Genomic DNA, 21898 nt, shown 5'->3' on the forward strand with positions numbered 1-21898 from the left:
GTTTACCCTCGTGTTGACCCTGTCAAGTCAATCAGATGGGCGCCGACAACCCCGCCACGACAAAAGGTATCAGGTGCTTGACGATCAGTTCCGGGTCACGGGCATTCACCACCTGACTGCGGCCAAAGATCTTCAGCACATCATTACCGGCAAAGGCGTTGAACATCACGGTAAACGCGAAGTGCATGCGCCATGCGATATCTTCGGCTGCGAACTGCGGCAGCGCGCGCTGGAAGGCAGCGGTATACCGCTGCACGAACACGCTGTACTGCTGGGAAAGTGCCTCGCGCAGCAGGCGGTGATTTTCCACCAGCGTGCGCGACATCAGCCTGACAAATAGCGCCCCGCCCCTCGCAGGGTCTTTTGACAGTGCCAGACACGGACGGACAAAGGAGCGTACCAATGCCTCCGCCGACAGCGCTTCACCCGACTGTTCCGCAGCATCCAGCTCCGCGAGACAGGCCGCCACGAAGGGGCCGATCCGCCGCATGAATACCGACTCGAACAGCGCATCTTTCGAACCGAAGTGGTAATTCACCGCAGCCAGATTCACTTCTGCCTGCTGGGTGATCATGCGAAGCGAGGTGGCCTCAAAACCATGCTCCACAAACAGGCGTTCTGCTACATCCAGAATGCGCGTTGCGGTATCCGGTTTGTTCGCTTCCATGTTGTCTTGAACCTTGATCGGGGTAATAAGTTGCGTCGCCTTGTCCATCATGACTTTCGAACAAGTGTTTGAAACATACGTTCAGATTTGACGCCTGTCAAGGAATGCATTGCCTTACTCCTGCAAATCGTTAACAAACTGAAAACGGCAGTCCATATTCTAGACTGCCGCCTGCTTGAAACAATTGTTTATTTTTATAGACCGCGCAACAAATCGGCCTTGATATCTTCAATATGTTCCAGCCCCACCGCCACGCGGAGCAGGCCTTCGGTGATGCCAGCCTTGGCACGTGCCTCCGGGGTAATGCGGGCATGGGTGGTGGAGGCCGGATGGGTGATGGTGCTCTTCACGTCGCCCACGTTGGCGGTACGCGAAATCATCTGCACCGCATCCACCACGCGCCAGGCCGCCTCGCGACCACCCTCCACCTCGAACGACACCACCGCCCCGCCGCCTTTTTGCTGGCGGCAGGCCAGCTCATACTGCGGATGGCTTGGCAGCCCTGGGAAGAATACACGGCTCACCGCCGGCTGCTGCTGCAGCCATTCGGCCAGCGCCTGCGCGCTGGCAACGTGTTTTTCCATGCGCAAGTGCAGGGTTTCCAGACCGGACAGCAGCACCCAGGCATTGAACGGCGCCAGCGTCGGCCCGGCGGTACGGACATGCAGGTATACCTGCTCCACCAGCTTGTCGCTGCCCACTACTGCGCCCCCCATCACGCGGCCATGGCCGTCCAGGTACTTGGTAGCGGAATGCACCACCAGGTCGGCACCCAGTTGCAGCGGCTGCTGCAGGGCCGGCGAGCAGAAGCAGTTGTCCACCACCAGCAGCGCACCGGCGGCATGGGCGATGTCGGCCACGGCGGCAATATCGGCCAGGTCGGTCAGCGGATTGGACGGGGTCTCCAGGAAGAACAGCTTGGTATTCGGCTTTACTGCCGCCTGCCACTCTTCCAGCTTGGCCGCATCGACGTAGCTGACCTCCACGCCAAACTTGGCCAATACACCGTTGAACAGGTTGATGGTGGAGCCAAACAGGCTCTGCGACGACACGATGTGGTCGCCGGACTTGAGCAGCGTCAGCATAGTCGCCTGGATCGCCGCCATGCCGCTGGCAGTGGCAATGGCACGCTCCGCACCTTCCATCATCGCCAGGCGCTGCTGAAAGGCACTGACAGTCGGGTTGGTGAAGCGGGAATAGGTATAGCCTTCGATTTCACCCAGAAACATGGCAGCCGCCTGGGCAGCCGATTCAAAGGTAAAGCTCGAAGTCAGATGCAGGCTCTGGCTATGCTCACGATACTCGCTGGTTTCGCGACCGCCGCGAATGGCCAGGGTTTCAGGATGGAAGGACGGACAAGAGTCATCATTGGACATGATTTGCTCGCAATACGAACGATGGATGGATAACCATCGAAGATAACAAGGGTTGGCCAATGCGGCCAACCCTTGTCGTTATAAACACATTACATCAGGTTTTGTTCGGCTACGTTCAGATTCAGATCCACCAGCTTGCTGCTGGGGTCATCGCCCTCCGGTTGCTGCTTGCCCTTGCCTCGCGCCGCCTCGATGGCGTCCAGGTAGGCTTCGTCGATGTCGCCAGTGATGTAGCAACCACTGAAGCAGGAAGCCTCGAACACATTCAGCTGGTGGTTGATGCTCTGCACCGCCTGCTCCAGCGCATCCAGCTCCTGGTAGATCACCGCATCGGCGCCGATCTCGCGCGCAATCTGCACGTCATCACGGCCGGTAGCCAGCAGTTCGGCACGAGTCGGCATGTCGATGCCGTACACGTTGGGGAAGCGCACCGCCGGCGCTGCCGAGGCAAAGTACACCTTCTTGGCACCGGAATCGCGTGCCATCTGCACGATTTCCTTGGAAGTGGTGCCACGCACGATGGAGTCATCCACCAGCAGCACGTTGCGGCCGGCAAACTCCAGCGCCACCGGGTTCAGCTTCTGACGCACCGACTTCTTGCGTACTGCCTGACCCGGCATGATGAAGGTACGACCGATGTAACGGTTCTTGATGAAGCCCTCGCGGTACGGCAGGCCCAGCGCATTGGCCAGCTGCAGCGCACTCTGGCGGCTGGAATCCGGAATCGGGATCACCACGTCGATTTCCATGCCCGGGAACTGCTTGCGGATCTTCTCGGCCAGCATCTCGCCCATATTCAGGCGCGACTGGTATACCGACACGCCGTCGATCACCGAATCCGGCCGCGCGAAGTACACGTATTCGAACAGGCAAGGCGCCAGCTGGGTGTTTTCCGCACAGATCTTGCTATGCATGTCGCCGCCATCGAAGGTCACGTACACACACTCGCCAGGCGCCACGTCACGCAGCAGCTTGAAACCGGAGCAGTCCAGCGCCACCGATTCCGAGGCAAACATGTACTCGGTGTGACCATCCACTTCGTTACTGCCCATCACCAGCGGACGAATGCCATTGGGGTCGCGGAATGCCACCAGGCCGAAACCGGCGATCATCGCCACCACGGCATAGGCGCCCTTCACCCGGCGGTGCACCGCCTCCACCGCGCCGAATACCGCATCCGGCGTTAGCGAGGCATTTTCGACTCGCGCGGCAATTTCATGCGCAAACACGTTCAGCAGCACCTCCGAATCGGAGTTGGTGTTGATGTGGCGCAGGTCCGTGCGGTACATGTCCGACTTCAGCTCGTCAGTGTTGGTCAGGTTGCCGTTGTGCGCCAGCACGATGCCGAACGGCGAGTTGACATAGAACGGCTGCGCCTCGGCCAGGCTGGAAGCCGAGCCGGCGGTGGGGTAGCGCACATGGCCGATACCGGCATTGCCCTGCAGCGAGCGCATATTGCGGGTACGGAACACATCACGCACCAGCCCGCTGCCCTTGTGCATGTGAAAGGTCTTGCCGTTGGCCGTAACGATACCGGCTGCATCCTGACCACGGTGCTGCAACAGCTGCAGACCGTCATACAACAGCTGGTTTACGGGCGTCTGACCTACCACCCCAAGAATTCCACACATAGTTGATCCCCAGACTACACGACTAAAAACAAGGGGTGAGGACGCACCGGCATCATCACCCCTCTATGGCAAAGCTAAGAAAACTTCATTTTCTGCGCCAGCATGTCCGGCAGCCACGGCCGGCTGGCCATGGCTAACGCCTCGAACGGCTGGGCAAACAGGGCGTTCTGCCAGTCGCGGGTCTTGGGCAGATCGCTCAAGCCCCCGACCATGACTACCACGGTAGCCAACAACAGGCCACGCAGCAAACCAAACAGACCGCCCAAAAAACGATTCACACCACCCAGCCCTACCGATTCCATCACCACAGTCAGCGATGCGCCCAGCAGCGAGGAACAGAACCAGGTCAGCAACAACAGCAGCAGAAACGCCACCACCAGCTTGATGCCATCGCCCGGCAACGGCACGAACTCCGACAGCATCGGCGCAAAGGTGCGCGCGGCCCAGATCGCCAGCAACCAGGAACCCAGTGACAGCAACTCCACCGCCAGGCCGCGGAACAGCGAAATGGCAATCGAGCCGATGATCAGCGCCAGGATCAGGTAATCGAGCCAGGTCATAAATTATTGCGGCACCACAATGCCGCTGACGCCAGCCTTGGCCAGCCGGCGCAGCGCCGCATCGGCTTCGGCACGCGAGGCAAACGGTCCCATGCGCACCCGGGTTACCTCGCCCTTGCTGGTCTGCACCTTGCTGAAGCGGGCATTGATGCCGGCACCAGCCAGCTTGGCCTTCAGCGCTTCCACCTTGGACGGATCGGACAAGGCAGCCAGTTGTACGCTGAAACGCTGTGCAGCGTCAGCAGGCTTGGCCGCCGACTTGTCCTCGGTTTTGGCCTCTTCCCTGCCCTCCAGGATTGCCATGGGATCCGGCTTCTTGCTTTCCGCCTTGGGTTTCTCCGGCTTTGCAGCTACCGGTTTGGCCGGTTCTGGCTTGACAGGCTCGGGCTTGCTTTCCGGCTTGGGCACGGCAGGCTTGGGCGACACTACGACAGCCGGTTTTTCCGGCTGAGGCGCCGGCTTTGCCGCCACGGCAGGCACACTGGCCGTGGCATCGACAGCAGCCACGGCCGGGCGGCTTACCGCCTCTTCCGGCGGCAGCGTAGCCAGCAGCTCGGTAACCGGCTGCGAAGCCTGCGGCTCGGCAACCACCACCGGCGCAACTGCCTTGGCGGCAGAAGCAGCCTGCAAGCCGGTAATGTCTACCGATTCCGGCTTCATCGCCTGCTCGGGCATGCGGCCAACCACGTTCCACAGCACGGCTGTCGATACCGACACCAGCACGATGGCGCCAACCAGACGGCGGCGTGCGCGCTTGCGCAGCATCAGCAGTTCATCATGAGTGGAAAGGGCCATCGATATCCTCAAGCGCGATGATGGAGACGGTGTTGCATGACTTCGGCCACCGTGTGGAATGATCCGAAGACCACGATTCTATCATTTTCGCCAGCTCTCGATAAGGCGGCATCCCAGGCTTCCGGCACGGTAGCGAAACGGCTCACGCCTTTGATGCCCATGCCTTCGAGTTCACTGGCAATATCGTCGGCACTGCGGCCACGCGGCATGTCCAGCCCTGCCACCAGCCACTCATCGAATTCGTCGCGCAGCAGGCTGACCACCGCCGGCAGGTCTTTGTCCGACAGCATGGAAAACACCGCGATACGCTTGCTGGCAAACGCCATGCGCTTGAGGCTGTCGGCCAGCGCCCGCGCCGCATGCGGGTTGTGCCCCACGTCCAGCACAATGAGCGGTCGGCCCGGCAGCACCTGGAAGCGCCCCGGCCAGTCCACCTCCAGCAGGCCGCGCTTGATGGCGCCGATGCCCACCGGCAACAGCGGCTTCAGTGCCTCCAGCGCCGCCAGCGCGGTGGCAGCGTTCACCAGCTGGTACTCGCCGCGCAGCGCCGGAATCGGCAAGGCGTGGCGGTGGCTGTCACCCATGTGGAACGACCACTGGTTATCGAGTCGGGTAATGCCGAAATCGCGCCCCAGCAGCTTGAGATCGGCGCCGATGTTGGCCGCATGATCCAGCAGCGACTGCGGCGGGTTTGGATCGGCACAGATCGCCACCTTGCCAGCACGGTAGATGCCGGCCTTTTCGAAGCCCACTTTCTCGCGGGTATCGCCCAGATAGGCCTGGTGATCCAGGTCCACGCTCACCACCACCGACACGGTGGGTTCGAATGCATTGATCGCGTCCAGCCGGCCGCCCAGCCCGACTTCCAGCACCGCCACGTCCACCCGCTGCTGCATGAAAGCATGCATGGCGCCCAGCGTGCCGTACTCAAAATAGGTAAGCGAAGTATCGCCGCGCGCCGCTTCCACCGCCGCAAAGCCGGCCACGATGGCCGCATCATCCAGCGGCTGCATGTCGACAGCCACGCGCTCGTTGTAGCGCAGAATGTGCGGCGAGGTGTAGGTGCCAACCTTGAAGCCGGCACGCTGCAAAATGGTAGACAGCATGGCGCACACCGAGCCCTTGCCATTGGTGCCACCAACAATCACCAGCGGGAAGTCCGGCGTCAGACCCATGGCATCACGCACGCGGGCGACACGGGTCAGCCCCATATCGATGCCCACCGGGTGGGCGGCTTCCAGGTAAGCCAGCCAGTCGGCCAGCGGTGCTCCGCTTGCGGGAGCCTGTACGGTTGTTGTCACTCGCTGCTCTTCAAATCAGTTGTCACGGTTACTGCTGTTCATTTGCGGCCGGGTCTGCCAACGCATCCCGACTCCACTGCACATACACCCGCAGCGCACGATGCACATCCTCCGGCACCGCACCGCGCCATACCAGCAACTGCTGACGGCGGCCGCCAGCATCGCGCAACTGCAGCACTACCAGCCAGATGAAGGCGGCACTGCCGGACATCAAGTACACCGACAGCCAATTGCCATCCCGCTGCTGCACCGCCAGCGCGCCGCGGGCATCCACCCGCAATGCACGCAGCGGCGCCCCCAGCAGGCCACTCTGACGCAGCACCATGGCCAACGCACCCAGCCATGCGACCAACAGCAGCAAGGCCGGCAACCAGGCCAGCACCGTCAGTGCCAGCAGAAACTGCAGGCTGGCCAGCAGCAACACCGCCGTCAGCAGCTTGCCGGCACGCAACTCGGCGCCGAATGGGCTGATGCGCTGCGGATGCATGCTTCGCTTAAACCGGCGATGCCGGGCTGTTCATGATGTCGGCGTCCACGGTGTCCAGCAGCGTGGAGTGGACTTCCACATCGAACCACTCCCAGAAGGTTTTCAGCGACATGTCCTTCGGCCACAGATCTTCGTCCTCGTACCAGGACGCCAGTTCCATGCGGAAGATCTGTTCGTACAACTCGTCAATGTGGGAGATGGCATCTTCCGGCTCGTCGAACTCCGGCAGCAGCAGCACGGTGCAGTCGGCACGCAGCGCATCCAGCGACAGATCGATCATGTCGTTGTCCGGCACGGCGTTCAGCCAGTTCAGGAACGGGGCTTTCGGTTTGATCACGGCAACCGAGCGATCGACAAAGTACATGGCAATCCTTTCAGAAACACCGGCACGGCAGGTAGCCGGTCTGGTTTGGCGCGCATTGTAGCAGCCAGCGTCCGGCAAGGCTAAGGCAGCTTGTCCGCATGCTACAATCCGCGCCTTACCGATTCACTACATGCACTCCGTCCGCATCATGGCCCTGATTACCGTAGAAAAAGCCTGCCTTGCCTTTGGCCACCACGCCCTGCTCGACAACGTGGATTTCGCGCTGGAAGGTGGCGAAGTGGTCGCCCTCATCGGGCGCAACGGCGCCGGCAAGTCCTCGCTGCTCAAGGCCATTGCCGGCGCGGTGAAACTGGACGATGGCCGCATCAACCAGCAGAACGACCTGCGCGTGGCCTACGTGCCGCAGGAGCCGGTGTTCAGCGAAGGCCACAGCGTATTCGACGCCGTGGCCGAAGGCCTGGGCGACCTCAAGACCCTGATCGTCGATTACCACCATCTGACGCAGCAACTGGCCGACCCTGCGGCCAACCATGAAGCGATGATGGCGCACATGACCGACATCCAGCACCAGCTGGAAGCGCGCGACGGCTGGCAGTTCGATGCGCTGATCCGCTCCACCCTCAGCCACCTGGGGCTGGATGCCGACACCCAGGTCAGCGATTTGTCCGGTGGCTGGAAGAAGCGCGTAGCACTGGCGCGCGCCCTGGCCTCGCGCCCGGACGTGCTGCTGCTGGACGAACCCACCAACCACCTGGACATGAGCGCCATCGAGTGGCTGGAAGAACTGATCCGCAACTTTGCCGGCAGCGTGCTGCTGATCACCCACGACCGCCGCTTTCTCGATAACGTCTGCACCCGCATCGTGGAGCTGGACCGTGGCCTGCTGCGCAGCTACCCCGGCAACTTCAGTGCCTACCAGGTGCGCAAGGCGGAAGAACTCGCCATCGAAGAGGAACAGAACCGCATCTTCGACAAATTCCACGCCCAGGAAGAAGTGTGGATCCGCAAGGGCATCGAGGCGCGCCGCACCCGTAACGAAGGCCGCGTGCGCCGGCTGGAGGCGATTCGCCGCGAACGCAACGCACGCCGCGAACGCGTGGGCCAGGTAAATTTCCAGCTCGACGCCGGCGAGCGTTCCGGCAAGCTGATCGCCGAACTGGAGCACGTCAGCAAGGCCTATGGCGACAAGGTGCTGATCCGCGACTTCACCACCCGCATCCTGCGCGGTGACAAGATCGGCCTGATCGGCCCCAACGGCGCCGGCAAGACCACGTTGCTGAAGCTGATCCTCGGCGAACTGCAGCCGGACAGCGGCACGGTGAAACAGGGTACCAAGCTGGAAGTGGCCTACTTCGACCAGTTCCGCACCCAGCTGGACGAGGAAGCCAGCGTGGCCGACATCATCAGCCAGGGCAATGACTACGTGGAAATCGCCGGCCAGAAGAAGCACGTGATGAGCTACCTGGAAGATTTCCTGTTCTCGCCGCAGCGCGCGCGCAGCCCGGTGCGTTCGTTGTCCGGCGGCGAGCGCAACCGCCTGCTGCTGGCTCGCCTGTTCACCCGCCCTGCCAACGTGCTGGTACTGGACGAACCCACCAACGACCTGGACATCGACACCCTTGAGCTGCTGGAGGACGTGATCACCAACTACGCCGGCACCGTGTTCCTGGTGAGCCACGACCGCGCCTTCCTCGACAACGTGGTGACGCAGGTGATTGCCTTCGAAGGCAACGGCCAGCTGGAGGAATACCCGGGCGGCTACCAGGACTGGGTAGACACCCGTGCGCGCATGGCGGCGATGAAGCAGGACACCCAGCGCAAGGCGGCTGCGGCCAACCCTGAACCAGCCAAGCAGGAGCGCGACCGCAGCAACCGCACGCAAAAGCTGAGCTTTAATGAAAAGCGCGAGCTAGAGCGACTGCCGGAAGAGATTGCCGCACTGGAGGCCGAACAGGCCGAGTTGCAAACCCGGCTGCAAGACCCGAACATCTACCGCGATGCGCCGCAGGACGCGCGCAGCATGCAGGGGCGCATCGAGGAAATCGAACTGGCGTTGCTGGAGAAACTGGAGCGCTGGGAAGTGCTGGAGGCCAAACAGGGATGAGAAACGCCGTCACCGTGCTGATGCTAGCCGTCATCATGACTGCCTGCAGCACCAGCCAGCCGCCGAAGAAGGCCAAGGCGCCGGCGCGCACGGTGACACTATCCGCCCTGCAGGCCGACGGCGTTGGCCGCGAGATCCTGCTCTACACCATGAGCATGCTGGATATCGATTACCAGTTCGGCGGCAGCAACCCGGAAGCCGGCCTGGATTGCAGCGGGCTGGTGGCCTACATCTACAAGAACGCGGCCGGCGTCAGCCTGCCGCACAACGCCGCGCAGATCGCCAACCTGGCGCGGCCAGTGAGCAACAACCAGCTGCGGGTTGGCGACCTGGTGTTCTTCAATACCTTGGGACGGCCGTTCTCACACATGGGCATCTACATCGGCGACGGCAAGTTCGTACATGCGCCGCGCAGCAACAGCACCATCCGCGTCGAGCGGCTGGACAACAGCTACTTTGCCGCCCGCTACCAGGGCGGCCGCACCCTGTTCGATTGATGGCTAGCGCATCCAACTGGCGCGAGCGCTGGCAGCAACTCCGACCGCAACTCCCCGCCCTGCATCGCGACGGCATCAGCCTGCCCGCCCCGCTGCTACTGGCGCAGCTGCGCAAGGCGCTGGATGGTGACGAGCTGGAAGTGCAAGCGCTACAACTGGGCGACGCGGGCGGCGAGCTGCAGCTACTGCTGAAAAAACCAGGCCAGCGCCTGCTGCACATCCACTTCCAGTTTGCGCCAGTGGACTGGCCTGCACGGCGCATCGACATCCACTTCTGCCTGAGCGGCGGCGAAAATCGCGACCCCACCCTGGCTGGCCGCGCGCTGGGCAAGCTGGTGCTGCTGGGGCTGGAAAGCGGCCTCGGCCTGCGTGCATTGCAAAAGCTGGCCGCGCCACTGGACTGGCTGCAGTTGCAGGACGGCCTTGCCAGTGTGCACCTGCAGCAAATCCCGGGCATTGCCCGCTGGCTGCAGCAGCCAGTGCTCGGCAAGCCACTGGCCGAGCGGCTGCGCCTGGCCGCCATCGACACCACGGATGGCGCACTGCGCCTGCGTCTGGCTCGCACCACCCCCATCGACCAAGGGTAATCCCCTATTCCAATGTGCTTTGCAAGCCGGTGTGGCTGTGTTTTCATTAAAACAGCCGACTGACAGCATCAATAAGCATTCACAGCTGCGTCGGCACGTGACACGGAGAAGTCACGCACAGGGCCACAGAGCCCGAACACAACACAGAGGAGATCACAGTGCAATCACTGCTTGCATTGTCGCGTCTGATCGACGCGATCACTGCACGCGTGGGCAAGGCCGCATCATGGCTGGTGCTCATCGTCGTGCTCATCAGCGCCGGCAATGCCGTCGTGCGCAAAGCCTTCAACTTCAGCTCCAACGCCTTTCTGGAAGTCCAGTGGTATCTGTTCTCCGCCGTATTTCTGCTGGCGGCCGCCTACACCCTGCAAAAAAACGAGCACATCCGCATTGATCTGCTGAACAGCAAGCTCAGCCCGCGCGGACGCGCCATCGTCGATATTGTCTGCACCCTGCTATTCCTGCTGCCCACCTGCGGACTGCTGATCAAGTTCGGCTGGCCGATGTTCATGAACGCCTGGACAAGTGGAGAAATGTCCTCCGACGCCGGCGGCCTGATCCGCTGGCCTGCCTTCCTGCTGATTCCGGTGGGCTTCAGCCTGCTGCTGGCACAAGGCTGCTCGGAAATCATCAAGCGCCTGGCCTTCCTGGCCGGACAAGGCGCAGACCCAGCTGCCGGCAAGGCAGACCCGCATCAGGAGGAGCACGTATGAACCTCGAACTGATGGCACCAATCATGTTCTGCGCGCTGATCGGCTTCCTGCTGATCGGCTACCCGGTTGCATTTGCCCTGTCCGCTGTCGGCCTGCTGTTCAGCTGGATCGGCATCCATTTCGAACTGTTGCGCCCCGAGTTGCTGCAGGCCCTGCCCAACCAGGTGTACGACATCATGCGTAACGACACCTTGCTGGCGATTCCGTTCTTCACCTTCATGGGGCTGATACTGGAACGCTCCGGCATGGCCGAGGAGATGCTGGACACCATCGGCCAGCTGTTCGGCAGCGTGCGCGGCGGCATTGCCTACGCGGTGATCTTTGTCGGCGCACTGTTGGCCGCAACCACCGGCGTGGTGGCCGCATCGGTGATCTCCATGGGGCTGATCTCGCTGCCCATCATGCTGCGCTACGGCTACGACACGCGCATCGCCACCGGGGTGATTGCCGCCTCCGGCACACTGGCGCAGATCATTCCGCCCAGCCTGGTGCTGATCGTGCTGGCCGACCAGCTGGGCACCTCGGTGGGCGACATGTACGCCGGCGCCATGGCCCCTGGCCTGCTGCTGGTGGTGTTCTACGCCGCCTTCATCTTCGCGGTCACCCTGTTCCGGCCGCAATGGGCGCCGGCACTGCCGCCAGAGGCGCGCACCCTGCGTGGCCTGGCCCTGGCGCGCCGCGTGGTGCTGGTGATGATCCCGCCACTGCTGCTGATTTTCCTGGTGCTGGGCACCATCTTCCTGGGTATTGCCACCCCAACCGAAGGCGGCGCCATGGGCGCGGTGGGCGCCATCATCCTGGCGCTGCTAAACCGCAAGCTGGATATCAAGCTGCTGCAGCAGGCCATGGACTCCACCGTCAAGCTGTCCACCTTCGTGGTGTTCATCCTGATCGGCGCCCGCGTGTTCCGTATCGCCTTCCTGGGCGTGGATGGCGACAAGTGGGTGGAACACCTGCTCACCAGCCTGCCCGGTGGCGCCACCGGCTTCCTGATCGCCGTGAACCTGATGGTGTTCTTCCTGGCCTTCTTCCTCGACTTTTTCGAGATTGCCTTCATCCTGGTGCCCTTGCTGGCCCCGGTGGCACAGAGCCTGGATATCAACCTGATCTGGTTCGGCGTGATCCTGGGGGTGAACATGCAGACCTCGTTCATGCACCCGCCGTTCGGCTTTGCCCTGTTCTATCTGCGCAGCGTGGCGCCGAAAGAGGTCAAGAGTACAGAGATCTACTGGGGCGCCATTCCCTACGTGTTGCTGCAACTGGTGATGGTAGGACTGCTGATCGCCTTCCCGGCACTGGTCACCAACTCCCTGCACGCCGAGGTAGAAACCAAGGCGGAAGATGCCGCCGCCATCATGCAGCAAATGGAAAACAGCGCCCCGAGCCTGCCAGACACGCTGGAACAGACCGCACCTCCTGCCGATGCTTCTGCCGCCAATAGCGATCAGAGCAACGAGCTGCTGCAGGAACTGACCGGCAAGCAATAAAACCCGGTTGGCCGCAAACGCCAGCCGCAAGGACAACAGCAAGATTCGGGCCGTAGCACGGTTCGAGAAAACAGCAGTAGACACAACACAAAGGAGATCACAGTGGAAAGACGTTCGTTTCTGAAAAAAGCCGGCGCCGTGGGCCTGGCCACCGCCGGAGTATCCGGTGCCGCCATGGCTGCCGAAGACCCGACTATCCGCTGGCGCCTGGCCTCCAGCTTCCCCAAGAGCCTGGACACCATCTACGGCGGCGCCGAGCAACTGGCCAAACGTGTTGCCGAGCTCACCGCTGGCAAGTTCCAGATTCGCGTATTTCCTGGTGGCGAGATCGTGCCCGGCACCCAGGTGCTGGATGCGGTACAGAACGGTACCGTGGAATGCGGCCACACCTGCAGCTACTACTACGTGGGCAAGAACAAGACCTTCGCCTTCGACACCACCATGCCCTTCGGCCTGAATTCCCGCCAGCAGAATGCCTGGCTGTACTACGGCGGCGGCATGAAACTGCTGCGTGAATTCTTCGCCAAGTACAACATCGTCAACTTCCCCGGCGGCAACACCGGCACGCAGATGGGCGGCTGGTTCCGCAACGAGGTGAAGTCGCTGGCAGACCTCAAGGGCCTGAAGATGCGCATTCCGGGCTTTGGCGGCGAAATCATGGCCAAGCTGGGCGCCATTCCGCAGACCCTGGCCGGTGGCGACATCTACCCGGCACTGGAAAAAGGCACCATCGACGCCACCGAGTGGGTGGGCCCGTATGACGACGAGAAACTGGGCTTCTACAAGGTGGCCAAGCACTACTACTACCCGGGCTTCTGGGAGCCGGGTCCCAACGTGTCGTTCTATGTTTCCAAGAAGGAATGGGACAAACTGCCGGCAGATTACAAGGCGGCATTCGAGGCGGCAGCCGCAGAGGCCAACATGAGCATGCAGGCCGAGTACGACGCCAAGAACCCGGTGGCACTGGTAAGCCTGCTGCAGAAAGGTACCAAGCTGCACCAGTACCCGGCCGACGTGATGAAAGCGGCGCAGAAGGCGGCATTCGAGCTGTACGAACAGGAAGCGGCCAGCAATCCGGACTTCAAGAAAATCTATGGCGAATGGAAGAAGTTCCGCACCCTGCAACACGGCTGGTTCAACCTGGCGGAAAGCAAGCTGGACAACTTCATGTACGCCAACAAGGTTAAATAAGCGTTTCCCGCAAGCCCAAAGCCGCGCAGTGTCGCGGCTTTTTTGCTTTTATGGCGACTCTGGCTACATTAAGAGAAACCTGTTGGAGACAGCCATGCTGCATAAACGCATTCTTACCCTGTGGCCGGCTTTCATTACCGCCGCACTGGCTACCGCCAGCTTCTTCTCGGTATTTGACCCGCACGAACTCACCCTGCACGGCGCCCGCCTTTTTGAAGACAAGCTCACCGCCTATTCGGTGTTCTTCCTCTGCGCCTGGGGTTTTGGCACCCTCAATGCCGCGCTGATCCTGCTGCTGGCACGCGACGAGCGCGACATCAACGGCTTTGCGCCACCGCCGGTAGACCCGGATGCTCGCTACGACCCGGAGCCGGAATGAGCAGCCGCCGCACAATGAAAAAATGGCCATGCACTGTCGCGCATGGCCATCTTGCTTGCAGTGGCAAGAGCATTAGCGTTCGATGATCACGTAGTACTTGCGCACCGCCTCCAGCACACGGAACTCGCCACGAAAGCCTCCCGGAATCACCGCCGCCTCGCCGGGGCCGAACTCCCAGCTTTGCCCCGCTTCATTACTAAGCCCCACCCTTCCGCTGAGCACGCAAAAGAACTCATCCTTGCCATCCGCGAACACGATGCGCCAAGCTCCGGTTTCGCACGACCAGATGCCGGCCGAGCACAAGCCGTCAGCACTGTCGAAGCGGCTCCAGGTCAAGCGTTGCGGGTTGCCGGCCACCAGCCGATCCGGCCTGGGGTAATCGATAGCCGGCAATGCGCCGTCGCTGGTAATGACAACAATCTGCTGCATATCAGGCTCCATCAGCCGGCCAGGGCGGCCGGGTCGAATACACACGGGTTCAATGGCAGATCCTGGTGTGGCAGTGTAGCCGTTGCCGCCTCGAATCGTTGCCAGCGCGCCAGCCGTGCCGGTGTGTCAAACAGGCTGCCATGCATCTGCTGCATGAAGTGGTACATAGTTTCCGCCGACATCCGCGCCCGCCCCAACACCGCGTCGCTCAGCACACAGCTCACCGCCTGGCGCATGTGCAACTGCGCCTGCGGCCAACGTGCCTCGTCCTGCTGCACGCCTTGCTGCCAGGCACGGGCCAGTTGACGCAACGCGGCATTGGCGGCGGGGTTGGCCGCAAAGCGGCTGGCGATAAGCGCACCGACATCATCGCGAATCAGGTCGCCATCGTTGTCCGGCGTAAACAGCCCGTCATCGCTGCCGGCCGGCCACTGCAGCCACAGCATGCCAGCCAGCAATATGGCAAGACTCCACCAGCCAACGCGCTTCATATCACCTCCGCTTGCCGCTTACAGCCAGCCCAGCCCACGTAGCATCACCAGCGCAATCAACGCCGGGGTAATGAATTTAAGCAGCAGGTAGACCATGGCGACAACCTGCTTATTGGCCAGAGCCCCCTGGTTGCTCAGTGCCTCTTCCAGTTGCTGGCGCCCCCACACCCATGCCACGAACAGGCAGATGCAGATACCACCCAATGGCAGCAGGATATTGGAGCTGAGGTAATCGAACAGGTCGAAGAAGGTCATGCCGAACGGTTTAACGTCGGCCAGTACGCTATTGGACAACGCGCAACTAGCCCCCACCAGCGCCAGCAGCAGCAGGCTGATGCCAGTCGCCCGCAGCCGGCTGACGCCGAAGCGGCCCACCATCACCGAAACCGGCACCTCCAGCAGCGACAACATGGCACCAGTGGCAGCCACGGCCGACAGCACAAAAAACAGCACCATGAACAGATGGCCAAACGGCATGCTGGCAAATACAGCCGGGATGGTGATGAACAGCAGCGACGGCCCGGCTGCCGGCTGGAAGCCGAAGCTGAATACCGCCGGGAAAATGGCGATACCGGCCAGCATCGACACGAACAGGTCGGCGGCCATCACTCGCACCGTGGTGAGAGGCACATTCTGCTCGGCGCGGAAATAGCTGCCATAGGTAATCATGGTACCCATGCCGATGGACAGCTTGAAGAATGCCAGCCCCATGGCTACCAGTACCACGCTGGCGCTGAGCTTGCTCCAGTCCGGCGTGAACAGGAAAGCGAGGCCAGCAGCGGCACCAGGCAGCATCAGGCTGCGCACGCCGATCACCAGCAGCAACACGAACAGCAGCGGCATCAAGCGTTTGGTCACCGCCTCGATACCCTTGGCCACGCCACATACCAGAATGCCGCCGATCAACAGCAGCACGCCCCACTGCCACAGCAATGCCTGCCACGGGTCGCTGATCAGCGCACCAAAGGCGGCGGAGGTGACGGCTGGGTCACTGGACAGAATGTCGCCGCGCATGGCCTTGAACACGTAGGCAAATACCCAGGCCGCCACTTCGGAATAGAACGACATGATCAGGAATGCCGCCACCACGCCGGACAGCCCCACCAGCCACCACCACTGCCCCGCCGGCGCCAGGGTACGCAAGGTGCTGACTGCATCGGCCCGTGCCTTGCGGCCCAGGGTGATCTCGGCAATCATCACCGGCAGCCCGACCAGCAAGGTTGCCAGCAGGTACACCACCAGGAAGCCGGCGCCACCGTTGGCACCGGTCACATAGGGAAATTTCCAGATATTACCCAGCCCTACTGCCGAACCCAGGGTTGCGGCCAACACGCCAAAGCTGGAAGTAAAACCATCACGGGATTTGCCCGCCGCCTCATTGGGCGCGGGGCTGTTTTGCTTGCTCATGTCAGGTCCCACAGAAAACCGAACTCACGCCCGCCTTGCTTGTGGCAAGGGAGCAACCACCCTGCGTCTGGCAGGGGAGCGCGGATTTTGCAGTGCAGCAACCAGGACGTAAAGCGCTTTGTAGACTTTATACAATAAGAACAAGACGACTCTGTAGCGCAGACAGCCATTCCTCGCAAGCCGCCAGCTGGGCCAATTCCACGAACTCGTCCGGCCGGTGCGCCTGCACGATGGAGCCCGGGCCACACACCACGCAGGCGATGCCGGCCTCGGCAAAGCGGCCAGCCTCGGTGGTGTAGGCCACCGCATCGCCGCCATGGCAGCCACACAGGACCGCGGCATGCTCGCGTACTTCACAGCCTTCCTCCGACTGGAACGGCGGGCAGTTAACCAGTTGTTCAAAGCTGATGTCCGCCTCCGGTGCCACCTGGCGCATTTCCTGAATCAGGCTGGCGGCATAGTCACCGACCGAGCTGACAAAACGCTCGTGATGATCGCCGGGCAACCAGCGTACCTCGAACACGAACTCACAGCTCTTGGGGACAATGTTGGCCGCATTGCCGCCGCTGATCAGCCCGGTCTGCAGCGTGGTGAACGGCACATCGTACAAAGGATGCCGGTTGCCGAACGAAGCCTCGGTATCGGCCAGTTTGCGGATGTGGGTAATCAGCCTGGCTGCATACTCGATGGCGTTCACACCCTGCGGGGTCAGCGAGGAGTGCGCCGCCCGCCCCTGCACACTGCAGCGGTAATGCGCGATACCCTTGTGGGCGATCACCGGGCGCATGTTGGTGGGCTCGCCGATGATGCAGCCCGCCACCGGCACCTGCCGCGCCTGCAGATCGGCAATCAGCCGGCCCACGCCCAGGCAACCGACCTCCTCGTCATAGGACAGGGCAATGCCGATACTGCGCTGCCAACGCTGCTCGGCAGCCAGCCGCACCCACTGCGGCACCTGCGCCAGCACGCAGGCGATAAAGCCCTTCATGTCGGCACTGCCGCGACCATACACCCGGCCGTCCGCCTGGCTCATTTCAAACGCCGGGTATTGCCACCGCTGCCCATCCACCGGCACCACGTCGGTATGGCCGGACAGGACAATCGCTGGCAGTGTGGCATCGCCTATCGCGGCATAGAGGTTAGCCTTGCTGCCATCATCATTATGCGTCAGCGTGGCGGCCACGCCGTGCTCGGCCAGATAGCCAACCACCCAGTGGATCAAATCAAGATTGGATTCGCGACTGGTGGTATCAAAGGACAACAATCGCTGCAGAATGGCCAGGACGCTGGCAGAAGGCTGAGTGGACATGGCGGCAACCCGGCAAACTCGGAACAGGGCAACCAGCATAACCAATTGCCTGTCAGCTGCAAACGCCAAGCACTGTCGACAGCCAAAGAAAATGCCGGACGCCCTTGGCAAGCTGCGGGGCAACGGGTATTATCCGCATCTCTATGGCGGGCCCCCCCGCATTGCACGGTAGTCAACCTGGTCAGGTCCGGAAGGAAGCAGCCACAGCTACTTAGTGCAAGTGCCGGGGTTCAGGCTCGCCACCCCTCCCCCTTCTGCGTTTTCTTGCTCATTTCATAAATTTGAGCGAGCTCCGACTGTCGATCAAAATCTATCGATAATTCGTCGAGCATTTTTTGCGTCCGTTTCGGCGAAATCCTGCTATCATATGCAGTACAAAAGGACACAAGGCAAAGACCTTGCGCCCACTGTTTTATTTTGAATCGTCACTCGGGCCACAAGCTCGAATCCCAAACATACATGTAGCGAGGAACGCCATGAAACTGTTTGAAAAAATCGCCAATCCGCGCGAAATCCGTCGCAAGCTGGGGCTCAACCAGCAGGAGTTCTGGAGCCGCATCGGCGTAACCCAGTCCGGTGGCAGCCGCTACGAAAGCGGCCGCAACATGCCCAAGCCGGTACGTGAGTTGCTGCGCCTGGTGCATGTCGAGCAGATCGACCTCTCCAAGGTACGTCGCGAAGACTTTGAAATCGTGGAATACCTGAAAGAGACCCATCCGGACCTGTACAAGAGCCTGCGCAAGGCAGTACGCGCCCGCATGGAAACCCAGGGCGATACCAGCGCCGACAGTGTGGAAGCCTGATCTCCAGCACTGCAAAACAGAAACACCCGCCGCGGCGGGTGTTTTTTTATTGTTCTGACCAACTGCCAGACTTAATCCGCATCCGGGTTGCGCACCAGCAATACCGGCACATCGGCTTGCTTCAGCACCCCTTCGGCCACACTACCCATCAGCAGGTGCATCAGCCCGCCCAGGCCGTGGGTTCCCATTACCAGCAGGTCGGCACCCCATTTGTTGGCATCTTCGACAATCACGCTGGCAATTCGGTCGCCCCAGCTCTCCAGAATGGCGGAATCTGGCTTGATTCCCTGCGCCTCCACCTTGCTGCGACACGCGGCCAGCACCTGCTCGCCCGCCTTCTTGATGGAATCCTGCAGCTCGGCGGCATCCAGAAATTCGGCACCGCCCCAGCCAAACTGCGCCAGGTCCACCACGTGCACCAGGCGTACCGCCGCGCCAACCTCCTGTGCCAACTTGCAGGCCTCGGCCAAAGCCAGTGCCGATGTCGCACTGTCATCCACCGGGACAAAAATTCGCTGATACATATCCCCCTCCTTGCTGCTGATCCAGAAACAGCCCATGTCAGGCGTCACCCGGCACAAGGCCATTGATTAACACTGACCGCATAGGCAGTATGGCCAAGCTTTGCATTTTCGCATAGAGGGAGATATGGCCCGCATCCAGCTGGCACTACCGCCACGCTTCATTTTCGACACCCGCGTCCAGATACACATTGGCGACATCAATTACGGCGGTCACCTGGGCAACGACGCCATTTTGCGGCTGGCGCACGAGGCCCGGCTGCGCTGGCTGAAGAGCCAAGGCTACAGCGAGCTGGACATTTCCGGGCTTGGCCTGATCATGACCGATGCCGCCGTGGTTTACCGCGCCGAAGCATTCCATGGTGATACCCTGCATTTTCAGCTGGGGCTGATTGACTTCAATCAATATGGTTGCGACATCGTCTACCTGGCGAGCGATGACAAGACCGGTAAAGAAGTGGCAAGATTGAAGACAGGCATCGTTTTCTTCGACTACCAAGCCCGCAAGATCGCCCCGATACCCGCAGACTTCCGCCTGCGCTTCGAAGAACAACACACAGGAGCCGCACCATGAAAAAATATGCGCCCAATAGCCCGGAATCCATCGCCCGCATCCTTGCCATGTTCATGATTACCGATGGCAATATGGATCCGCGCGAAATCGAAACGCTGGAAAGCCTGCATGTCTACGAACTGGCCGGCCTGACCCGCAAGGATTTCATCAATGTGCTGATGGAGTACTGCGATGACATTTCCGACGAGGCCGAAGACGACGGCACCATCCACCTGCTGAGTACCGAGCGCATCAATGCCATCCTGGACGCGGTGAGCGAGCGCAACAAGCGCATACTGTGCTGCGCGCTGGCGCTGGATATCTGCAAGGCCGACAAGGAAATCAGCGACTCCGAAATGCTGCTGCTGCGCCACATGATGGGCCACTGGCACATCACGCTGGACGACCTGCAGACCGAATTGAGCAAGGGCTGAATCCCGCACTCACAACAGCCGCCAGCAGGCGGCTGTTTGCATTACCGCAACACCATAACAATACAAGGCTACCCGCATGAACCCTCGTTTTACCGGCAGCGAGCAGTACGTTGCCACCGATGACCTGATGCTGGCGGTCAACGCCGCCATCACCTTGCAGCGCCCGCTGCTGGTAAAGGGCGAACCCGGCACCGGCAAGACCATGCTGGCTGAGGAACTGGCGGCCGCGTTGGGCAAGCAGCTGATCGTCTGGCCGATCAAGTCCACCACCAAGGCGCAGCACGGTCTGTACGAATATGATGCCGTGTCACGGCTGCGCGACTCGCAGCTGGGCAGCGAACGGGTGCACGACATCCGCAACTACATCATCAAGGGCAAGCTGTGGCAGGCGTTCGAGGCAGACACCGCGCCGGTGCTGCTGATCGACGAAATCGACAAGGCCGACATCGAGTTCCCCAACGACCTGCTGCGCGAACTGGACCAGATGGAGTTTTTCGTGCATGAAACGCAGGAGTTCGTGCGCGCGCGCCAGCGCCCCATCATCATCATCACCTCCAACAACGAGAAAGAGCTGCCGGACGCCTTTCTTCGCCGCTGCTTCTTCCACTACATCCGTTTTCCGGATCGCGACACGCTGCAGAGCATCATCGATGTGCACTACCCGGATATCGAACAGGAACTGGTTTCGGCCGCGCTGGAGGTATTCACCGGCATCCGCGAACTACCGGGGCTGAAGAAAAAACCATCCACCTCCGAGCTGCTGGACTGGCTAAAACTGCTACAGCACGAAACCATCCCGGCAGGCACCTTGCGCGAACAGCAGGCACAGCAGCAGCTACCACCACTGGCCGGGGCACTACTGAAGAACGAACAGGACGTACACCTGTTCGAACGGCTGCTGCAAATGGCCAAAATGCGACGCGGCTGATGGAAGCGCACTGGCAGGGCCTGATCGACGCCTTCGACGACCAGCTAAGGTTGGCCGCGCGCAGCGAGCACACCCGCCTCGCCTACCGCCGCGACCTAACCCGGCTGGCCGAGTTGCTGGCCGACACGCCGCCGGCCAGCGTGGACGGTCCGCAGATACAGCGCGCACTGGGGCTGCTGCGACGGCAGGAACTGTCGCCGCGCACCCTGGCGCGCATGCTGTCCACCTGGCGCAGCCTGTACGACTGGATGCTGCGCCGCGACTGGGTTGCGGCCAACCCTTGTGCCGGCCTGCGCGCGCCGCGCGCCGGCAAGCGGCTACCCAAGGTGCTAAGCGTGGACAGCGCCATGCAGCTACTGGACAGCGCGCCGGAAGACGAGCACGACATCCGCGACCAGGCCATCTTCGAGCTGATGTATTCCTCAGGCCTGCGGCTTTCGGAAACCGTGGCGCTGAACATCAGTGATATCGATCTGAGCGAAGCGCTGATCAAGGTGCATGGCAAGGGCAATCGCGAGCGCATCCTGCCGGTGGGCAAGCAGGCAGTGGCCGCACTGCGGCGCTGGCTGCCACTGCGCCAGCCAGCAGATGGCGAGGAGGCCCTCTTCCTGTCGCGGCGCGGCACACGCATCAGCAGCCGGCAGCTGGCGCGCCGACTGGACAGCTGGGCGCTGCGCAGCGGCAGCGAGCAGCATGTGCACCCGCACATGCTGCGCCACTCCTTTGCCAGCCACATGCTGCAATCTTCCGGCGACCTGCGCGCGGTGCAAGAGCTGCTCGGCCACGCCAACCTGGCCACCACCCAGATCTACACCAGCCTGGACTTCCAGCACCTGGCCAAGGTGTATGACGGCGCCCATCCACGGGCACGCAAGAAGGCGCGGGACGAGGAATAAGAAACGGCGCCGCAGGGCGCCGTTTAC

At 61.7% G+C, this 21898-nt stretch carries 25 protein-coding genes and 1 other RNA gene; 13 read left to right on the forward strand and 13 right to left on the reverse strand.

Going from position 1 to position 21898, the window contains the following annotated elements; all coding sequences use genetic code 11:
• Positions 1–31: 31 nt before the first annotated feature.
• From ACFOKJ_RS15915 to ACFOKJ_RS15950, 8 genes are all read right to left on the reverse strand, one after another.
• Entirely contained in the window at positions 32–667 is a 636-nt protein-coding gene (locus ACFOKJ_RS15915) for a TetR/AcrR family transcriptional regulator (RefSeq protein WP_390281873.1), read from the reverse strand.
• Positions 668–861: 194 nt separating this feature from the next.
• A complete protein-coding gene (locus ACFOKJ_RS15920) occupies positions 862–2043 on the reverse strand; it encodes an O-succinylhomoserine sulfhydrylase (RefSeq protein WP_390281426.1) in 1182 nt (393 codons plus the stop codon).
• Between the two features lie 89 nt (positions 2044–2132).
• Entirely contained in the window at positions 2133–3674 is a 1542-nt protein-coding gene (purF, locus tag ACFOKJ_RS15925) for an amidophosphoribosyltransferase (RefSeq protein ID WP_390281428.1), read from the reverse strand.
• Positions 3675–3748: 74 nt separating this feature from the next.
• The gene (locus ACFOKJ_RS15930; protein ID WP_390281429.1) at positions 3749–4234 is read right to left on the reverse strand and encodes a CvpA family protein; all 486 of its coding nucleotides are present in this window, start codon (positions 4232–4234) and stop codon (positions 3749–3751) included.
• Positions 4235–4237: 3 nt separating this feature from the next.
• The gene (locus ACFOKJ_RS15935; protein WP_390281431.1) at positions 4238–5029 is read right to left on the reverse strand and encodes an SPOR domain-containing protein; all 792 of its coding nucleotides are present in this window, start codon (positions 5027–5029) and stop codon (positions 4238–4240) included.
• Positions 5030–5037: 8 nt separating this feature from the next.
• Positions 5038–6291: a bifunctional tetrahydrofolate synthase/dihydrofolate synthase gene (gene folC, locus ACFOKJ_RS15940; protein WP_390281875.1), complete on the reverse strand. Its 1254-nt coding sequence runs from the start codon at positions 6289–6291 to the stop codon at positions 5038–5040.
• Positions 6292–6358: 67 nt separating this feature from the next.
• The gene (locus ACFOKJ_RS15945; protein WP_390281433.1) at positions 6359–6817 is read right to left on the reverse strand and encodes a protein YgfX; all 459 of its coding nucleotides are present in this window, start codon (positions 6815–6817) and stop codon (positions 6359–6361) included.
• Positions 6818–6824: 7 nt separating this feature from the next.
• On the reverse strand, positions 6825–7181 hold the full coding sequence (locus ACFOKJ_RS15950) for a hypothetical protein (RefSeq protein ID WP_390281435.1): 357 nt from the start codon (positions 7179–7181) through the stop codon (positions 6825–6827).
• A 148-nt stretch (positions 7182–7329) separates the two neighbouring features.
• Here ACFOKJ_RS15950 and ACFOKJ_RS15955 point away from each other — a divergent pair, with 148 nt between their 5' ends.
• From ACFOKJ_RS15955 to ACFOKJ_RS15985, 7 genes are all read left to right on the forward strand, one after another.
• Positions 7330–9246 carry an ATP-binding cassette domain-containing protein gene (locus tag ACFOKJ_RS15955; RefSeq protein WP_390281876.1) on the forward strand — a complete coding sequence of 639 codons (1917 nt, stop codon included), beginning with the start codon at positions 7330–7332 and terminating at the stop codon, positions 9244–9246.
• Positions 9243–9743, forward strand: coding sequence for a C40 family peptidase (locus ACFOKJ_RS15960; protein ID WP_390281437.1), 501 nt, complete (start codon positions 9243–9245; stop codon positions 9741–9743). The genes ACFOKJ_RS15955 and ACFOKJ_RS15960 overlap by 4 nt, the downstream gene beginning before the upstream one ends.
• Positions 9743–10330 (forward strand): hypothetical protein, encoded by a 588-nt coding sequence (locus ACFOKJ_RS15965; RefSeq protein ID WP_390281440.1) that lies wholly within the window; start codon positions 9743–9745, stop codon positions 10328–10330. The genes ACFOKJ_RS15960 and ACFOKJ_RS15965 overlap by 1 nt, the downstream gene beginning before the upstream one ends.
• 158 nt (positions 10331–10488) lie before the next feature.
• Complete coding sequence (locus tag ACFOKJ_RS15970) at positions 10489–11043, forward strand: TRAP transporter small permease subunit (RefSeq protein ID WP_390281442.1); 555 nt, start codon at positions 10489–10491, stop codon at positions 11041–11043.
• Positions 11040–12530 (forward strand): TRAP transporter large permease, encoded by a 1491-nt coding sequence (locus ACFOKJ_RS15975; protein WP_390281445.1) that lies wholly within the window; start codon positions 11040–11042, stop codon positions 12528–12530. Before ACFOKJ_RS15970 ends, ACFOKJ_RS15975 begins: the two co-directional genes overlap by 4 nt.
• A 102-nt stretch (positions 12531–12632) precedes the next feature.
• Positions 12633–13721, forward strand: coding sequence for a TRAP transporter substrate-binding protein (locus tag ACFOKJ_RS15980; protein ID WP_390281448.1), 1089 nt, complete (start codon positions 12633–12635; stop codon positions 13719–13721).
• Positions 13722–13815: 94 nt separating this feature from the next.
• Positions 13816–14100 (forward strand): hypothetical protein, encoded by a 285-nt coding sequence (locus ACFOKJ_RS15985; RefSeq protein WP_390281450.1) that lies wholly within the window; start codon positions 13816–13818, stop codon positions 14098–14100.
• A 72-nt stretch (positions 14101–14172) separates the two neighbouring features.
• On the opposite strand, the gene ACFOKJ_RS15990 is transcribed toward ACFOKJ_RS15985, so the two are convergent.
• The 4 genes from ACFOKJ_RS15990 to argE form a co-directional block, all read right to left on the reverse strand.
• The gene (locus ACFOKJ_RS15990; RefSeq protein ID WP_390281451.1) at positions 14173–14529 is read right to left on the reverse strand and encodes a cupin domain-containing protein; all 357 of its coding nucleotides are present in this window, start codon (positions 14527–14529) and stop codon (positions 14173–14175) included.
• 11 nt (positions 14530–14540) lie between these two features.
• Positions 14541–15020 (reverse strand): hypothetical protein, encoded by a 480-nt coding sequence (locus tag ACFOKJ_RS15995; RefSeq protein ID WP_390281453.1) that lies wholly within the window; start codon positions 15018–15020, stop codon positions 14541–14543.
• Positions 15021–15038: 18 nt separating this feature from the next.
• On the reverse strand, positions 15039–16427 hold the full coding sequence (locus tag ACFOKJ_RS16000) for a sodium-dependent transporter (protein ID WP_390281455.1): 1389 nt from the start codon (positions 16425–16427) through the stop codon (positions 15039–15041).
• 127 nt (positions 16428–16554) lie between these two features.
• The gene (argE, locus tag ACFOKJ_RS16005; RefSeq protein ID WP_390281457.1) at positions 16555–17736 is read right to left on the reverse strand and encodes an acetylornithine deacetylase; all 1182 of its coding nucleotides are present in this window, start codon (positions 17734–17736) and stop codon (positions 16555–16557) included.
• 145 nt (positions 17737–17881) lie between these two features.
• Between argE and ffs the strand changes: the two genes are divergently transcribed.
• Positions 17882–17980: signal recognition particle sRNA small type (gene ffs / locus ACFOKJ_RS16010), an RNA gene on the forward strand.
• Between the two features lie 232 nt (positions 17981–18212).
• Positions 18213–18539 (forward strand): helix-turn-helix domain-containing protein, encoded by a 327-nt coding sequence (locus ACFOKJ_RS16015; protein ID WP_390281459.1) that lies wholly within the window; start codon positions 18213–18215, stop codon positions 18537–18539.
• 71 nt (positions 18540–18610) lie between these two features.
• Here ACFOKJ_RS16015 and ACFOKJ_RS16020 read toward each other — a convergent pair whose 3' ends face one another.
• Complete coding sequence (locus ACFOKJ_RS16020; protein WP_390281461.1) at positions 18611–19063, reverse strand: universal stress protein; 453 nt, start codon at positions 19061–19063, stop codon at positions 18611–18613.
• A gap of 124 nt (positions 19064–19187) precedes the next feature.
• Here ACFOKJ_RS16020 and ACFOKJ_RS16025 point away from each other — a divergent pair, with 124 nt between their 5' ends.
• The 4 genes from ACFOKJ_RS16025 (at position 19188) to xerC (ending at position 21871) form a co-directional block, all read left to right on the forward strand.
• Positions 19188–19634, forward strand: a complete 447-nt coding sequence (locus ACFOKJ_RS16025) for an acyl-CoA thioesterase (protein WP_390281463.1) — start codon at positions 19188–19190, stop codon at positions 19632–19634.
• Positions 19631–20047: a hypothetical protein gene (locus ACFOKJ_RS16030; protein ID WP_390281465.1), complete on the forward strand. Its 417-nt coding sequence runs from the start codon at positions 19631–19633 to the stop codon at positions 20045–20047. Before ACFOKJ_RS16025 ends, ACFOKJ_RS16030 begins: the two co-directional genes overlap by 4 nt.
• Positions 20048–20123: 76 nt before the next feature.
• Positions 20124–20975 carry an AAA family ATPase gene (locus tag ACFOKJ_RS16035; protein ID WP_390281468.1) on the forward strand — a complete coding sequence of 284 codons (852 nt, stop codon included), beginning with the start codon at positions 20124–20126 and terminating at the stop codon, positions 20973–20975.
• Positions 20975–21871: a tyrosine recombinase XerC gene (gene xerC / locus ACFOKJ_RS16040; protein ID WP_390281471.1), complete on the forward strand. Its 897-nt coding sequence runs from the start codon at positions 20975–20977 to the stop codon at positions 21869–21871. Before ACFOKJ_RS16035 ends, xerC begins: the two co-directional genes overlap by 1 nt.
• Positions 21872–21898: the final 27 nt, after the last annotated feature.

The organism is Vogesella amnigena (assembly GCF_042648905.1).
GTDB lineage: Bacteria > Pseudomonadota > Gammaproteobacteria > Burkholderiales > Chromobacteriaceae > Vogesella > Vogesella amnigena.

Coding starts and splice junctions, on each gene's coding strand:
- ACFOKJ_RS15915 (WP_390281873.1), bottom strand. CDS start 667: ATGGAAGCGAACAAACCGGATACCGCAACGCGCATTCTGGATGTAGCA.
- ACFOKJ_RS15920 (WP_390281426.1), bottom strand. CDS start 2,043: ATGTCCAATGATGACTCTTGTCCGTCCTTCCATCCTGAAACCCTGGCC.
- purF (WP_390281428.1), bottom strand. CDS start 3,674: ATGTGTGGAATTCTTGGGGTGGTAGGTCAGACGCCCGTAAACCAGCTG.
- ACFOKJ_RS15930 (WP_390281429.1), bottom strand. CDS start 4,234: ATGACCTGGCTCGATTACCTGATCCTGGCGCTGATCATCGGCTCGATT.
- ACFOKJ_RS15935 (WP_390281431.1), bottom strand. CDS start 5,029: ATGGCCCTTTCCACTCATGATGAACTGCTGATGCTGCGCAAGCGCGCA.
- ACFOKJ_RS15945 (WP_390281433.1), bottom strand. CDS start 6,817: ATGCATCCGCAGCGCATCAGCCCATTCGGCGCCGAGTTGCGTGCCGGC.
- ACFOKJ_RS15950 (WP_390281435.1), bottom strand. CDS start 7,181: ATGTACTTTGTCGATCGCTCGGTTGCCGTGATCAAACCGAAAGCCCCG.
- ACFOKJ_RS15955 (WP_390281876.1), top strand. CDS start 7,330: ATGGCCCTGATTACCGTAGAAAAAGCCTGCCTTGCCTTTGGCCACCAC.
- ACFOKJ_RS15960 (WP_390281437.1), top strand. CDS start 9,243: ATGAGAAACGCCGTCACCGTGCTGATGCTAGCCGTCATCATGACTGCC.
- ACFOKJ_RS15965 (WP_390281440.1), top strand. CDS start 9,743: ATGGCTAGCGCATCCAACTGGCGCGAGCGCTGGCAGCAACTCCGACCG.
- ACFOKJ_RS15975 (WP_390281445.1), top strand. CDS start 11,040: ATGAACCTCGAACTGATGGCACCAATCATGTTCTGCGCGCTGATCGGC.
- ACFOKJ_RS15985 (WP_390281450.1), top strand. CDS start 13,816: ATGCTGCATAAACGCATTCTTACCCTGTGGCCGGCTTTCATTACCGCC.
- ACFOKJ_RS15990 (WP_390281451.1), bottom strand. CDS start 14,529: ATGCAGCAGATTGTTGTCATTACCAGCGACGGCGCATTGCCGGCTATC.
- ACFOKJ_RS15995 (WP_390281453.1), bottom strand. CDS start 15,020: ATGAAGCGCGTTGGCTGGTGGAGTCTTGCCATATTGCTGGCTGGCATG.
- ACFOKJ_RS16000 (WP_390281455.1), bottom strand. CDS start 16,427: ATGAGCAAGCAAAACAGCCCCGCGCCCAATGAGGCGGCGGGCAAATCC.
- argE (WP_390281457.1), bottom strand. CDS start 17,736: ATGTCCACTCAGCCTTCTGCCAGCGTCCTGGCCATTCTGCAGCGATTG.
- ACFOKJ_RS16015 (WP_390281459.1), top strand. CDS start 18,213: ATGAAACTGTTTGAAAAAATCGCCAATCCGCGCGAAATCCGTCGCAAG.
- ACFOKJ_RS16020 (WP_390281461.1), bottom strand. CDS start 19,063: ATGTATCAGCGAATTTTTGTCCCGGTGGATGACAGTGCGACATCGGCA.
- ACFOKJ_RS16025 (WP_390281463.1), top strand. CDS start 19,188: ATGGCCCGCATCCAGCTGGCACTACCGCCACGCTTCATTTTCGACACC.
- ACFOKJ_RS16030 (WP_390281465.1), top strand. CDS start 19,631: ATGAAAAAATATGCGCCCAATAGCCCGGAATCCATCGCCCGCATCCTT.
- ACFOKJ_RS16035 (WP_390281468.1), top strand. CDS start 20,124: ATGAACCCTCGTTTTACCGGCAGCGAGCAGTACGTTGCCACCGATGAC.
- xerC (WP_390281471.1), top strand. CDS start 20,975: ATGGAAGCGCACTGGCAGGGCCTGATCGACGCCTTCGACGACCAGCTA.